Source organism: Pseudomonas sp. B34(2017) (assembly GCF_002112915.1).
Taxonomy (GTDB): Bacteria; Pseudomonadota; Gammaproteobacteria; order Pseudomonadales; family Pseudomonadaceae; genus Aquipseudomonas; species Aquipseudomonas pharyngis.
This window is the reverse complement of the sequence record NZ_NEJA01000004.1, coordinates 357,616-371,413: the sequence shown is the minus strand read 5'-3', so window position 1 is coordinate 371,413 and position 13,798 is coordinate 357,616. Positions and strand designations below refer to the sequence as shown.

General features: G+C 59.1%; 12 protein-coding genes. 3 read left to right on the top strand and 9 right to left on the bottom strand.

The genetic code is table 11. From position 1 onward, the window contains the following. Window positions 1-20: 20 nt before the first annotated feature. The 5 genes from purB to CAF80_RS15130 form a co-directional block, all read right to left on the bottom strand. Window positions 21-1,391 (bottom strand): adenylosuccinate lyase, encoded by a 1,371-nt coding sequence (gene purB / locus CAF80_RS15150; RefSeq protein ID WP_039767413.1) that lies wholly within the window; start codon window positions 1,389-1,391, stop codon window positions 21-23. 127 nt (window positions 1,392-1,518) lie between these two features. Further along, a complete protein-coding gene (hflD, locus tag CAF80_RS15145; protein WP_039767411.1) occupies window positions 1,519-2,142 on the bottom strand; it encodes a high frequency lysogenization protein HflD in 624 nt (207 codons plus the stop codon). After that, window positions 2,139-3,263 (bottom strand): tRNA 2-thiouridine(34) synthase MnmA, encoded by a 1,125-nt coding sequence (gene mnmA, locus CAF80_RS15140; protein ID WP_007951446.1) that lies wholly within the window; start codon window positions 3,261-3,263, stop codon window positions 2,139-2,141. Before mnmA ends, hflD begins: the two co-directional genes overlap by 4 nt. A gap of 59 nt (window positions 3,264-3,322) precedes the next feature. Beyond that, entirely contained in the window at window positions 3,323-3,769 is a 447-nt protein-coding gene (locus CAF80_RS15135) for an NUDIX hydrolase (protein WP_007951445.1), read from the bottom strand. Window positions 3,770-3,847: 78 nt separating this feature from the next. After that, window positions 3,848-6,073, bottom strand: a complete 2,226-nt coding sequence (locus CAF80_RS15130) for an NADP-dependent isocitrate dehydrogenase (RefSeq protein ID WP_085667536.1) — start codon at window positions 6,071-6,073, stop codon at window positions 3,848-3,850. 481 nt (window positions 6,074-6,554) lie between these two features. On the opposite strand from CAF80_RS15130, the gene icd reads away from it, so the two are divergent. After that, window positions 6,555-7,811 (top strand): NADP-dependent isocitrate dehydrogenase, encoded by a 1,257-nt coding sequence (gene icd / locus CAF80_RS15120; protein ID WP_007951441.1) that lies wholly within the window; start codon window positions 6,555-6,557, stop codon window positions 7,809-7,811. 79 nt (window positions 7,812-7,890) lie between these two features. Here the strand turns inward: icd and CAF80_RS15115 are convergent, their stop codons facing one another. Next, window positions 7,891-8,172, bottom strand: coding sequence for a cold shock domain-containing protein (locus CAF80_RS15115; RefSeq protein WP_039767406.1), 282 nt, complete (start codon window positions 8,170-8,172; stop codon window positions 7,891-7,893). Between the two features lie 224 nt (window positions 8,173-8,396). Here CAF80_RS15115 and clpS point away from each other — a divergent pair, with 224 nt between their 5' ends. Both clpS and clpA read left to right on the top strand, forming a co-directional pair. Beyond that, complete coding sequence (gene clpS, locus CAF80_RS15110) at window positions 8,397-8,780, top strand: ATP-dependent Clp protease adapter ClpS (protein WP_011334948.1); 384 nt, start codon at window positions 8,397-8,399, stop codon at window positions 8,778-8,780. Window positions 8,781-8,810: 30 nt separating this feature from the next. After that, on the top strand, window positions 8,811-11,081 hold the full coding sequence (clpA, locus tag CAF80_RS15105) for an ATP-dependent Clp protease ATP-binding subunit ClpA (protein ID WP_007951436.1): 2,271 nt from the start codon (window positions 8,811-8,813) through the stop codon (window positions 11,079-11,081). 787 nt (window positions 11,082-11,868) lie between these two features. On the opposite strand, the gene infA is transcribed toward clpA, so the two are convergent. From infA to aat, 3 genes are all read right to left on the bottom strand, one after another. Then, window positions 11,869-12,087, bottom strand: coding sequence for a translation initiation factor IF-1 (gene infA / locus CAF80_RS15100; RefSeq protein WP_002553999.1), 219 nt, complete (start codon window positions 12,085-12,087; stop codon window positions 11,869-11,871). A 111-nt stretch (window positions 12,088-12,198) separates the two neighbouring features. Continuing rightward, window positions 12,199-12,906 (bottom strand): arginyltransferase, encoded by a 708-nt coding sequence (locus tag CAF80_RS15095; RefSeq protein ID WP_007958178.1) that lies wholly within the window; start codon window positions 12,904-12,906, stop codon window positions 12,199-12,201. Between the two features lie 58 nt (window positions 12,907-12,964). Beyond that, window positions 12,965-13,645 carry a leucyl/phenylalanyl-tRNA--protein transferase gene (gene aat, locus CAF80_RS15090; protein ID WP_085667537.1) on the bottom strand — a complete coding sequence of 227 codons (681 nt, stop codon included), beginning with the start codon at window positions 13,643-13,645 and terminating at the stop codon, window positions 12,965-12,967. Between the last annotated feature and the right edge of the window lie 153 nt (window positions 13,646-13,798).

Sequence of the window (13,798 nt, the reverse complement as noted above, 5' to 3'; positions counted from 1 at the left end):
CAAACGGGTCAAGCAGTCGATCAGATGCGTTTGGCTTGCGCTACAGCGTTGCCGATGTAGTTGGCCGGGGTCAGTTGCTTGAGCTCGGCTTTCGCAGCGGCCGGCATGTCCAGGCCATCGATGAAAGTCTGCAGCGCTTCAGGGCTGATGCCCTTGCCGCGGGTCAGTTCTTTCAGCTTCTCGTACGGGTTTTCGATGTTGTAGCGGCGCATCACGGTCTGGATCGGCTCGGCCAGGACTTCCCAGCAAGCGTCCAGATCGGCAGCGATCTTGTCAGCGTTCAGCTCGAGCTTGCTGATGCCTTTGAGGCTCGCTTCGTACGCGATCACGCTGTGGGCGAAGCCGACACCGAGGTTGCGCAGAACGGTGGAGTCGGTCAGGTCGCGCTGCCAGCGGGAGATCGGCAGTTTGCTCGCCAGGTGCTGGAACAGTGCGTTGGCGATGCCCAGGTTGCCTTCGGAGTTTTCGAAGTCGATCGGGTTGACCTTGTGCGGCATGGTCGACGAACCGATTTCGCCGGCGATGGTGCGCTGCTTGAAGTAACCCAGGGAGATGTAGCCCCAGATGTCACGGTCAAAGTCGATCAGGATGGTGTTGAAGCGCGCAATGGCGTCGAACAGCTCGGCGATGTAGTCGTGCGGCTCGATCTGCGTGGTGTACGGGTTGAAGCCCAGACCCAACTCGTCTTCGATGAAGGCGCGGGCGTTGGCTTCCCAGTCGATCTGTGGGTAGGCCGACAGGTGAGCGTTGTAGTTGCCGACAGCGCCGTTGATCTTGCCCAGCAGCGGAACGGCAGCGACCTGAGCGATCTGACGCTCGAGGCGGTAAACCACGTTCGCCAGCTCTTTGCCCAGGGTAGTCGGCGAAGCCGGCTGACCGTGGGTGCGCGACAGCATCGGCACGTCGGCGAAGCGGATGGCCAGTTCGCGGATGGCGTTGGCGGTCTGGCGCATCAGCGGCAGCATCACGTCGTCACGGCCTTCGCGCAGCATCAGGGCGTGGGACAGGTTGTTGATGTCCTCGCTGGTGCAGGCGAAGTGGATGAATTCGCTGACCTTGGCCAGTTCCGGCAGCTTGGCCGCCTGCTCTTTGAGCAGGTATTCGATCGCTTTTACGTCGTGGTTGGTGGTGCGCTCGATCTCTTTCACGCGCTCGGCATGCTCCAGCGAGAAGTTCTCGGCCAGTTCATTCAGAACGGCGTTGGCTTCGGCGGAGAAGGCTGGCACTTCCGGGATGCCGGCGTGAGCGGCCAGGCGCTGGAGCCAGCGCACTTCAACCAGAACGCGGGCACGGATCAGGCCGTACTCGCTGAAAATTGGGCGCAGGGCCTGGGTTTTGCCGGCGTAGCGGCCGTCAACAGGGGAAACCGCAGTGAGCGAAGAGAGCTGCATGGGGTGTTCTCGGACAGTCGGGCAACGAAATGGGGCGCGTATCATACATGAAAAAATCCGCCGGTCCGTCGCCAACTGACCGGCGTATTACGCGTTACAGACTACAAAGCTTTTATTGCGCGGCGATTTACTCGCTGCGCATCAACGGATACAGCTCTTTGAGCAATTTGCGTCGGCTGACGACCAGTTGCCAGCGGTGACCGCCGAGCTGGCGCCACAGGCGTGCCGAGCGAATGCCGGCGAGCAGCAGGGCGCGGATCTTCGAGGCATTGCTCGGCTGCTGCAGATTGCGCATGTCGCCATGCACCTGAATGCGTTGGCGCAGCGTGCTCAGGGTGTCCTGATACAGCGCACCGCAGGCCGCGATCACGTTTTCGTGGGCCGGGCCGAAATGCTCGACCTGCGACTGGATCTGCGGCAAGCGCTTGCCGATCACGTCGAGCATGTCGTTGCGCTTGGCCAGTTGTCGCTCAAGGCCGAGCATCGACAGCGCGTAGCGCAGCGGTTCGCGCTGCAAGGTGCTCGGGTCGCGCTCGAGGGCGCCGATCAGTGCGCGGTAACCCTCGCGCAGGTTGATGTCGTCGCCGCCGTAAACATCCAGGGTGTCTTTCGGGTCGCGAACCAGCAGGCTGCCGAGCATGCAGCTCAGGCCGGCCTCGTTGGTCTGGCCGGTCTTGGCGATGCGGTCGACCAGCACGGCGGCGAGAAACACGCCGCCCAGAGCGGTCAATTGCTCCTGAGTCGGGCTCATGCCTGGCCGCTCCACGGCTCGGCGACTTCGATCACGCCGCCACCGAGGCAGATTTCACCGTCATAGAACACCACTGACTGGCCCGGCGTGACCGCGCGTTGCGGCTCGTCGAACACGGCACGATAGCCGGTCGCGGTTTTTTCCAGGGTGCAGGCCTGATCGCTCTGGCGATAACGAACCTTGGCGGTCAGGCGCAATGGCTGGCTCAGATCGATCGGGTTGACCCAATAGATTTCCGAAGCGAGCAGGGCGCTGGAGAACAGCCACGGATGGTTGTTGCCCTGGCCGACGATCAGCTCGTTGGTGTCCAGGTCCTTGCGCAGCACGTACCACGGCTCGTCGCCGGCGTCTTTCAAACCGCCGATGCCCAGGCCCTGACGCTGGCCGATGGTGTGGTACATCAAGCCGTGGTGGCGGCCGATGACTTCGCCTTCGGTGGTCTTGATCTCGCCCGGTTGTGCCGGCAGGTATTGCTTGAGGAAATCGCTGAAGCGACGCTCGCCGATGAAGCAGATCCCGGTGGAATCCTTCTTCTTGGCGGTTGCCAGCTCGTATTTCTCGGCAATTGCGCGGACTTCCGGCTTTTCCAGCTCGCCGACCGGGAACAGGGTCTTGGCGATCTGTTCGCCGCCGACGGCGTGCAGGAAGTAGCTCTGATCCTTGTTCGGATCCAGGCCCTTGAGCAGTTCGGTGCGGCCATCGATGTCGCGGCGGCGCACGTAGTGACCGGTAGCGATCAGGTCGGCGCCGAGCATCATGGCGTAGTCGAGGAACGCCTTGAACTTGATCTCGCGGTTGCACAGGATGTCCGGGTTCGGCGTGCGGCCGGCCTTGTATTCGGCCAGGAAGTGCTCGAACACATTGTCCCAGTACTCGGCGGCGAAGTTGGCGGTGTGCAGCTTGATACCGATCTTGTCGCACACGGCCTGGGCATCCGCCAGGTCGTCCATGGCGGTGCAGTATTCCGTTCCGTCGTCTTCTTCCCAGTTCTTCATGAACAGGCCTTCCACTTCATAGCCCTGCTCGATCAGCAGGAGAGCGGAAACGGAAGAGTCCACGCCGCCGGACATGCCGACAATGACGCGCTTCTTGGATGTGTCAGAAGGGGCTGGATCACGCATAGGGATTCAATGAGTGTCTTGAAAAAGGACGCGATTCTATCAGGCTCACGGCCTCAAGGCTAAAGGGAAGGGCGGATCAGTTCGAGGCCGAAGCGATTGCCGGCCAGATAATCGTCGATGCAACGGATGATCAGCTCGCTGCGCCAATTATCGCGCTGGGCCAATAATTCGTCGCGGGTCAGCCACTTGGCGCCGACGATGCCGTCGTCCAGTTGATAATCCGGGTGATGTTTCACGGCTTTGGCGCTGAAGCATACGCGCTGGTAAGTCACGCCGTTACTTGGGGCGGTGTACAGATAAATGCCGACCACTGCGGTGGGTTCGACGTCCCAGCCGGTTTCTTCGAGGGTTTCGCGTACGGCGGCTTCGATCAGGGTTTCGTCCGGATCCAGATGGCCGGCAGGCTGATTGAGCACGTTTCGCCCGGCCTTGTGTTCCTCGACCATCAGGAAACGACCGTTGTCCTCGACGATAGTGGCGACGGTGATGTGGGGGAGCCATTGCATTGATTGAATCTCCTGGGCGAAAGGCAGAAACACAAACCCCGGCGCATGGCCGGGGTTTGTGATGTTCCCTTTACAACCTTATACCAGCGCAGCGATGGCCGCGTTGAGGGTTGCGCTTGGGCGCATGGCCTTGCTGATCAGCTCGGCATCGGCGTGGTAGTAACCGCCGATGTCCACTGGCTTGCCCTGAACGGCGTTGAGCTCGGCGACGATGGTCGCTTCGTTCTCGGTCAGGGTCTTGGCCAGGGTCGCGAACTGCGCTTGCAGTGCAGCGTCTTCAGTCTGGGCGGCCAGGGCTTGTGCCCAGTACATTGCCAGGTAGAAGTGGCTGCCGCGGTTGTCGATGTTGCCGACTTTGCGCGATGGCGACTTGTTGTTGTCGAGGAACTGGCCGGTGGCCTGGTCCAGAGTCTTGGACAGTACCAGCGCTTTCGGGTTGTTGTAGTTCACACCCAGGTGCTCGAGAGAAGCGGCCAGGGCCAGGAATTCACCCAGCGAATCCCAGCGCAGGAAGTTCTCTTCGACCAGTTGCTGCACGTGCTTCGGAGCCGAACCGCCGGCGCCGGTTTCGAACAGGCCACCGCCGTTCATCAGCGGCACGATCGACAGCATCTTGGCGCTGGTGCCCAGTTCCATGATCGGGAACAGGTCGGTCAGGTAGTCACGCAGTACGTTGCCGGTCACCGAAATGGTGTCCTTGCCTTCGCGGGTGCGCTGCAGGGTGTATTTCATGGCGTCGACCGGCGCCATGATCTGGATGTCCAGACCGGTGGTGTCGTGATCCTTCAGGTAAGCCTGAACCTTCTCGATCACCACGCCGTCGTGGGCGCGCATCGGGTCGAGCCAGAAAATGGCCGGGGTGCTGCTTGCGCGAGCGCGGTTGACGGCCAGTTTGACCCAGTCCTGGATCGGCGCGTCCTTGGTCTGGCACATGCGGAAGATGTCGCCGGCTTCAACAGCCTGTTCCATCAGCAGGGTGCCTTTGCTGTCGGTCACGCGGACCACGCCGTCGGCCTTGATCTGGAAGGTCTTGTCGTGGGAGCCGTATTCTTCAGCCTTTTTCGCCATCAGGCCAACGTTTGGCACGCTGCCCATAGTGGTCGGATCGAAAGCGCCATTGGCTTTGCAATCTTCGATCACGGCCTGGTAGATGGTGGCGTAGCAGCGATCCGGGATCACAGCCTTGGTGTCGTGCAGCTGACCGTCGGTGCCCCACATCTTGCCGGAGTCACGGATCATGGCCGGCATCGAGGCGTCGACGATAACGTCGCTCGGCACGTGCAGGTTGGTGATGCCTTTGTCGGAGTTGACCATCGCCAGCGACGGACGAACGGCGTAGACCGCCTGCACGTCAGCTTCGATCTGGGCTTGCTGCTCGGCCGGCAGGGATTTGATGCGGGCGTACAGGTCGCCGATGCCGTTGTTCAGGTTGAAGCCGATTTCGGCCAGCACGTCGGCGTGCTTGGTCAGGGCGTCCTTGTAGAACTCGGCAACGATCTGGCCGAACATGATCGGGTCGGAGACCTTCATCATGGTGGCTTTCAGGTGAACCGACAGCAGCACGCCTTGTTGCTTGGCGCTGTCGATTTCAGCGGCGATGAACGCGCGCAGGGCCTTTTTGCTCATCACGGAGCAGTCGAGGATCTCGCCCGCCTGAACGGTGGTTTTTTCTTTCAGGACAGTGGTGGTGCCGTCTTGGGCGACCAGCTCGATTTTTACGGTGTCAGCGGCGTCGATCAGGGCCGCTTTTTCGCTGCCGTAGAAATCGCCGGTGCTCATGTGAGCGACGTGGGACTTGGAGTCCTTGGCCCAGGCGCCCATTTTGTGCGGGTGCTTGCGAGCGTAGTTCTTGACCGACAGCGGCGCGCGACGGTCGGAGTTGCCTTCACGCAGGACCGGGTTCACGGCGCTGCCCTTGACCTTGTCGTAACGCGCCTTGGCATCTTTGTCGGCGTCGCTGGTCACGGTTTCCGGGTAGTCCGGCAGGTTGTAGCCCTGGGCTTGCAGTTCTTTGATCGCGGCTTGCAGTTGCGGAACCGAGGCGCTGATGTTCGGCAGCTTGATGATGTTGGCTTCAGGCGTAACGGCCAGGTCGCCCAGTTCGGCGAGGTGGTCGGCTACGGCTTTGTCGCCCAGTTGCTCGGGGAAGCTGGCCAGAATACGTGCTGCAAGAGAGATATCGCGGGTTTCCACGGCGATATCGGCCGAGGCGGTGTAAGCCTCGATGATCGGCAGCAGGGAATAGGTGGCGAGGGCTGGAGCTTCGTCGGTGAAGGTATAGATGATCTTCGAGCGGGTGGGCATATTCGGATTAACTCTCTCTTCTTTGCTAAAGCGTGCGCAGAAACTCGAGGGGCGCCGGGTAAGCGCGTTCGTTCAAAGTCATCCATGAACCGAATGTCGAGAATCTTCGCGGTGATGTTGGGTGCATCAGTAGAGCGTCAAGCAGTCGGACTGCGGTAACAACCCGACCAATCAGGCGGAAAGTCTCGTGCTAGAGAGGCCAGCCGTCGTGACCCTGTGGTCAGCGGGCGGCATTATACATAGGTAGCTGGCAATCTGCCGATGGTTCATGTGCAACGATTCTCGTCCATTGGTCTAAAGGTCGCAGGCCGGGATGGGGCGTAGAGTCGCCGTGAATGCTTGAGATTGGCGCTTTTCCCTTTGCTTTCAGGCTTGTATGAACCGAGATGTGGTCGCGCCCGGAACAGAGGGTTTGCGTGTTGATTCAACTGGGTTACGCTCGAACCAAGCCAGATGTTCAATCCAAACAATGGAGTTCAGCATGGGTTACAAGAAGATTCAGGTTCCAGCCGTCGGCGACAAAATCACCGTCAACGCAGACCATTCTCTCAATGTCCCCGATAACCCGATCATTCCCTTCATCGAAGGTGACGGCATTGGCGTCGACGTCAGCCCTGTGATGATCAAAGTGGTTGATGCTGCCGTAGAAAAAGCCTACGGGGGCAAGCGCAAGATTTCCTGGATGGAGGTTTATGCTGGCGAAAAAGCAACTCAGGTTTATGACCAGGACACCTGGCTGCCCCAGGAAACCCTGGACGCGGTCAAGGATTACGTGGTTTCCATCAAGGGCCCGCTGACCACTCCGGTCGGTGGCGGCATCCGCTCCCTCAACGTGGCCCTGCGTCAACAACTCGATCTCTATGTCTGCCTGCGCCCTGTGGTGTGGTTCGAAGGCGTGCCGAGTCCGGTGAAAAAGCCCGGCGACGTCGATATGGTGATCTTCCGCGAGAACTCCGAAGACATTTATGCCGGTATCGAATGGAAGGCCGGCTCCCCTGAGGCCACCAAGGTCATCAAATTCCTGAAAGAAGAAATGGGCGTCACCAAGATCCGTTTCGACCAGGATTGCGGTATCGGCATCAAGCCTGTTTCGAAAGAAGGCACCAAGCGTCTGGTGCGCAAGGCCCTGCAGTACGTGGTGGACAATGACCGCAAGTCGCTGACCATCGTGCACAAGGGCAACATCATGAAATTCACCGAAGGTGCCTTCAAGGACTGGGGCTATGAGGTGGCGAAGGAAGAATTCGGCGCCGAGCTGCTCGATGGCGGCCCGTGGATGAAATTCAAGAACCCGAAAACCGGCCGCGAAGTCGTCGTCAAGGACGCCATCGCCGACGCCATGCTCCAGCAGATCCTGCTGCGTCCGGCCGAGTACGATGTGATCGCTACCCTTAACCTCAACGGTGACTACCTGTCCGATGCCCTGGCGGCGGAAGTGGGCGGTATCGGTATCGCGCCGGGTGCCAACCTGTCCGACACCGTGGCCATGTTCGAGGCGACCCACGGTACCGCGCCGAAATATGCCGGCAAGGACCAGGTCAACCCGGGCTCGGTGATCCTGTCGGCGGAGATGATGCTGCGCCACCTGGGCTGGACCGAGGCGGCCGACCTGATCATCAAGGGCACCAATGGCGCCATCAAGGCCAAGACCGTGACCTACGACTTCGAACGTCTGATGGAAGGCGCCACGCTGGTGTCTTCTTCGGGCTTCGGTGAAGCGCTGATCAAGCACATGTAAGAAAGCCAGCTGCAACGAAACCGCCCGGCTCGAGTGATCGAGCCGGGCGGTTTGTTTTCCGGCAGGTGTCCAGGTCGCTTCAGCTGGTCACTGACTGGTGCCGAGCAGCGGCCGAGGCGGCATCTTTTGCGGCTTCGACATTCTGAATTTTTGTGGCGTGCAGGCCTTTGGGCCCTTGCACGATCTCGAATTTGACGATTTGCCCGGCTTTGAGGGTTTTGTATCCGTCCATTTCAATGGCGGAATAGTGGGCAAAGAAATCGATCTCCTTGCCGTCTTCGTCCTTCCCTTCGCGGGCGTCGGTGTTGATGAAACCGAACCCCTTGGCATTGTTGAACCATTTCACCTTGCCGACAGCCATGCTCAAATCCCTCTGCAACAGTCTCCATCGCTGGAGTATCATCCAATTCATCCGCAGTCGAATCCGTTAAAAAGATTGACTCCGCGGATCTTTTTTCCCCACTGTGGGTTCTATTGGTTGTAACACCGTTTTCCCGATAGTCAAGGTGACCGGGCAGTCGGAGTTGAAAACGTGTCAAGCCGCCCCCACCACTGTATTTGCACAACTGACGAACCTTTCTTTCCATGCATGCAATCAGCCAGATTCGACTAACATTCAATCAGGATCGCCCGCTTCTCCAAAAGGATCTTCCACAGGAGCACGACGACGATTCGGCAGGCGTTGCTGTTCAGGAAGCAAAGCCTGCGTTACAGGCGCCGCCGATGTACAAGGTGGTTTTGTTCAATGATGACTACACACCGATGGATTTCGTCGTCGAAGTGCTCGAGGTGTTTTTTAACCTGAATCGCGAGCTGGCGACCAAGGTCATGCTGGCCGTCCATACAGAAGGGCGGGCAGTATGTGGAGTGTTTACCCGCGACATCGCCGAGACAAAGGCCATGCAGGTCAACCAGTACGCCAGGGAAAGCCAGCATCCGCTACTCTGTGAAATCGAGAAGGACGGTTAATCGCCGACCACTTGGGTATGAGGTGAAGCTATGTTAAACCGCGAGCTCGAAGTCACCCTCAATCTTGCCTTCAAGGAGGCACGTTCGAAACGTCATGAGTTCATGACCGTCGAACACCTGCTGCTGGCCCTATTGGACAATGAGGCTGCCGCCACCGTATTGCGTGCCTGCGGCGCAAACCTCGACAAACTCAAGCACGACCTGCAGGAGTTCATTGACTCCACCACGCCACTGATTCCCGTTCACGACGAGGATCGCGAAACCCAGCCAACCCTGGGCTTCCAGCGTGTACTGCAACGTGCTGTCTTTCATGTGCAGAGCTCGGGCAAACGCGAAGTAACCGGCGCCAACGTGCTGGTTGCAATCTTCAGTGAGCAAGAGAGTCAGGCGGTGTTCCTGCTGAAACAGCAGAGCGTTGCACGCATTGATGTCGTCAACTATATCGCTCACGGCATTTCCAAAGTGCCGGGGCATGGCGATCACTCTGAAGGTGAACAAGATATGCAGGACGATGAGGGCGGTGAGTCTTCTTCTTCAGGCAATCCGCTGGACGCTTATGCCAGCAATCTCAACGAACTTGCACGCCAGGGCCGGATCGATCCGCTGGTCGGGCGTGAAACGGAAGTCGAGCGTGTCGCGCAGATTCTGGCGCGTCGTCGCAAGAACAATCCGCTGCTGGTCGGCGAGGCGGGCGTGGGTAAAACCGCGATCGCCGAGGGCCTGGCCAAGCGCATTGTCGACAACCAGGTGCCGGACCTGCTGGCCAACAGCGTCGTTTACTCCCTCGATCTGGGCGCTCTGCTCGCGGGCACCAAGTATCGCGGTGATTTCGAGAAGCGCTTCAAGGCGCTGCTCAACGAACTGAAAAAACGTCCGCAGGCGATCCTGTTCATCGACGAAATCCACACCATCATCGGTGCGGGTGCTGCGTCCGGTGGCGTCATGGATGCCTCGAACCTGCTCAAGCCGCTGCTGTCGTCTGGCGACATTCGCTGCATCGGTTCGACCACGTTCCAGGAATTCCGTGGCATCTTCGAAAAAGACCGCGCCCTGGCGCGTCGCTTCCAGAAGGTCGATGTTGTCGAGCCGTCGGTGGAAGACACCATCGGTATCCTGCGCGGTCTGAAAGGGCGTTTCGAACAGCACCACAACATCGAATACAGCGATGAGTCGCTGCGCGCCGCTGCGGAACTGGCTTCGCGCTACATCAATGACCGGCACATGCCGGACAAGGCTATCGACGTGATCGACGAGGCGGGCGCCTACCAGCGTCTGCAACCGGTCGAGAAGCGCGTGAAACGCATCGAAGTCCCTGAAGTCGAGGACATCGTGGCGAAGATCGCGCGGATTCCGCCGAAGCACGTCACCAGCTCCGACAAGGAACTGCTGCGTAATCTGGAGCGTGACCTGAAGCTGACGGTGTTTGGTCAGGACGCGGCGATCGATTCGCTGTCGACTGCGATCAAATTGTCCCGTGCCGGCCTCAAGTCGCCTGACAAGCCTGTCGGTTCGTTCCTGTTCGCAGGGCCGACCGGTGTCGGTAAAACCGAAGCCGCGCGTCAATTGGCCAAGGCGTTGGGGATCGAACTGGTGCGCTTCGACATGTCCGAGTACATGGAGCGCCACACCGTATCGCGTTTGATCGGTGCACCTCCGGGGTACGTCGGTTTCGACCAGGGCGGTCTGTTGACCGAAGCGATCACCAAACAACCGCATTGCGTATTGCTGCTCGATGAAATCGAGAAGGCGCATCCGGAAGTCTTCAACCTGCTGCTGCAGGTGATGGATCACGGCACGCTGACCGACAACAACGGGCGCAAGGCGGACTTCCGCAACGTGATCGTGATCATGACCACCAACGCCGGTGCTGAAACAGCGGCACGTGCTTCGATCGGTTTCACCCATCAGGACCACTCGTCCGATGCGATGGAAGTGATCAAGAAGAGCTTCACGCCGGAATTCCGCAACCGTCTGGATACCATCATTCAGTTTGGTCGCCTCAGTCATGAGGTTATCAAGAGCGTGGTGGACAAGTTCCTCACCGAACTTCAGGCGCAGCTGGAAGACAAGCGTGTGCTTCTGGAAGTTACCGATGCGGCGCGCAGCTGGCTGGCGGCCGGTGGTTACGATTCGGCCATGGGCGCTCGTCCGATGGCGCGTCTGATCCAAGACAAGATCAAGCGTCCGCTGGCGGAGGAGATTCTGTTTGGCGAGCTGGCCGAGCATGGCGGTGTGGTTCACATCGACATCAAGGATGGTGAGTTGACGTTTGACTTCGAGACCACTGCAGAAATGGCTTGACGGCTGGCTTGGCTGTAAAGCGAAAAGGCGCCTTCGGGCGCCTTTTTTTGTTTTGGGTGTTTCCTCGGGTTTTGTTTGTATATCCGTTGCTGCGGTAACGGCTTCTTAGGGTTCCGCCCTTACGGCGGGTCACTTTTTCCAAACGCCGAAAAAGTAACCAAAAAGGCTTTACCCTGACGTACGGCCCTCGCTGTGGCTCGGGTTCCTTCGCTCCGGGATTGATCCGGGGGCATCGCCTACGGTTTGCTTCGCTGCACCTCCTCTCGATGCATGCGGCTGCGCCGCACGGTCGCTGCGCTCCCACCCCCGGATCAATCCCTCCACTCAGCCTGCCGACGGGCCCTGCGATCAAAAGCGGTACTCGAGCTAACGCTCATCGTGTTGCGTGGTGAGGAGTGGGGGCTCTTGATCTGGCTTTGGCTTTTGATTTTTTGCCCCTTCGGCAGGCCGAGCGTAGGTGTCCATCAGGGGGTAGGCGCGCAGCGCCGTGCGGCGCAGCCGCATACATCGAGAGGAGGTGCAGCGAAGCAAACCGTAGGCGATGCCCCCTGATGGACACCGTAGCGAGGGAACACTGAGCCTAAGCGAAGTGCCGTACGCCGGGGCTCAGCCTTTTTGGTTACTTTTTCGGCGTTTGGAAAAAGTGACCCGCCGTAAGGGCGGAACCCTGAGAAGCCGTTACCGCAGCAACGGATATACCCCCAAAACTCAAGCACAAACCCAAAACACCAAATCCCAGACAAACAAAAACGCCCGGCATTAAGCCGGGCGTCTTGTATTGTCTTGATTAGCGAGCGCGGTAAGTAATACGCCCTTTGCTCAAGTCATAGGGCGTCAGCTCGACGCGCACTTTGTCACCGGTAAGAATACGAATGTAGTTCTTGCGCATCTTGCCGGAAATATGCGCGGTTACGACGTGCCCATTTTCCAACTCCACACGAAACATGGTGTTGGGCAGGGTGTCGACGACAGTGCCTTCCATTTCGAAGCTGTCTTCTTTCGACATGCAGTAAAGCCCTCGGTATCCAATGAATGGCCCGGTGCAACTGCGCCAGGCAAAAGCGGCGTGCATTGTGCCCGAAAAATGGGGTTTACGCCAAGGGTTTAGGGTTTGCATTCAGTTCAGGATGACCCAGCGCTGATTAATGAGCAGTTCAATGGGCCGATATTGGGTCTTGTAGTTCATCTTTTTGCAGTTTTTGATCCAGTAGCCCAGGTAAACCGCCTCAAGCCCCAGGCGCTGGGCTTCGGCGATTTGCCAGAGGATGGCGTAGCGCCCCAGGCTGCGGCGTTCTTCCTGCGGCTCGTAAAAGGTGTAGACCGCGGACAGGCCGTTGGGCAGCAGGTCGGTGACGGCGACTGCAAGTAACCGTCCGTCGAGCCGGAACTCGTAGAAGCGTGAGAAGGGCAGGTCGCGTACCAGAAAAGTCGAGAATTGATCGCGGCTGGGCGGATACATGTCGCCGTCGGCGTGGCGCTGTTCGATGTAGCGCTGATAGAGATCGAAATATTCTTCGCTGAACGCCGGCTTGACCGGACGTACCTGCAAATCGATGTTGCGCTTGAAAATGCGTTTTTGTTGGCGGTTGGGGTTGAACTGCGCCACAGGAATGCGCGCAGGCACGCAGGCATTGCAGTTCTGGCAATGCGGGCGGTAAAGATGATCGCCGCTGCGACGAAAGCCCATTTCTGACAGATCTGCGTAGACATGCACATCCATGGGCTGGCTCGGATCGAGAAACAGGGTCGTCGCCTGTTCCTCGGGCAGATAACTGCAAGAGTGAGGCTGAGTGGCATAAAACTTCAAACGCGCCAACTCGGTCATGATCAACCCTCAAGGGTAAGCTGGTGAATTAAGTGTAAGCCACGCGCGCAAAAGTCGCTCAGCAAACCCAGGTCGCATGATTGGGTTGATCGAGGTGCCGGGCCAGATAGTCGGCGAATGTCTGCCGTGAAATGGCCCGGGCGCCAAGGCTGTGCAGGTGATCGGTCGGCATCTGGCAGTCGATCAGCACGAAGCCCGCTTCCTTAAGATGTTGCACCAGCGTGGCAAAGCCGTACTTGGAAGCATTGTCCGCACGGCTGAACATCGACTCACCGAAGAACAGTTGCCCCATCGCCAGGCCATACAGGCCTCCGACCAGTTCGCCCTGATCCCAGACTTCCACCGAGTGGGCAAAGCCGCGCCGGTGCAGTTCGATATAGGCGTTCTGCATCGCCTCGGTGATCCAGGTGCCGTCTGCGTATTCCCTGGGGGCGGCGCAGGCGCGGATCACGGCGTCGAAATCCTGATCGAAAGTCACTTGATAACGCTGTTTGCGCATCAATTTGCCGAGGCTGCGCGAGACGTGCAGTTCGTCGGGAAAAAGCACGGTGCGCGGATCCGGCGACCACCAGAGAATCGGCTGACCCTCGGAAAACCATGGAAAGCAGCCATGGCGATAGGCCTGGATCAGGCGATCGGCGGACAGGTCTCCGCCGGCCGCCAGCAATCCGTTGGGATCGCGCATGGCCTTTTCCAGTGGCGGGAAAGTCAGTGAGTTGCGTTGTAACCAAGTCAGCATGGCGTCCAGGCTTGCAGAAGGGGAGGGCGGTGGGCAGTGGGCTCGCGGTAAAGTGTGCCGGGAAATGACGCGGATGTCCTCCGTTGCAGTGCGGCTTTTGCGTAGCTGCAACTTGAGCATCCGGATGCGGTCGTAATCGGGCGTTGCACCGGT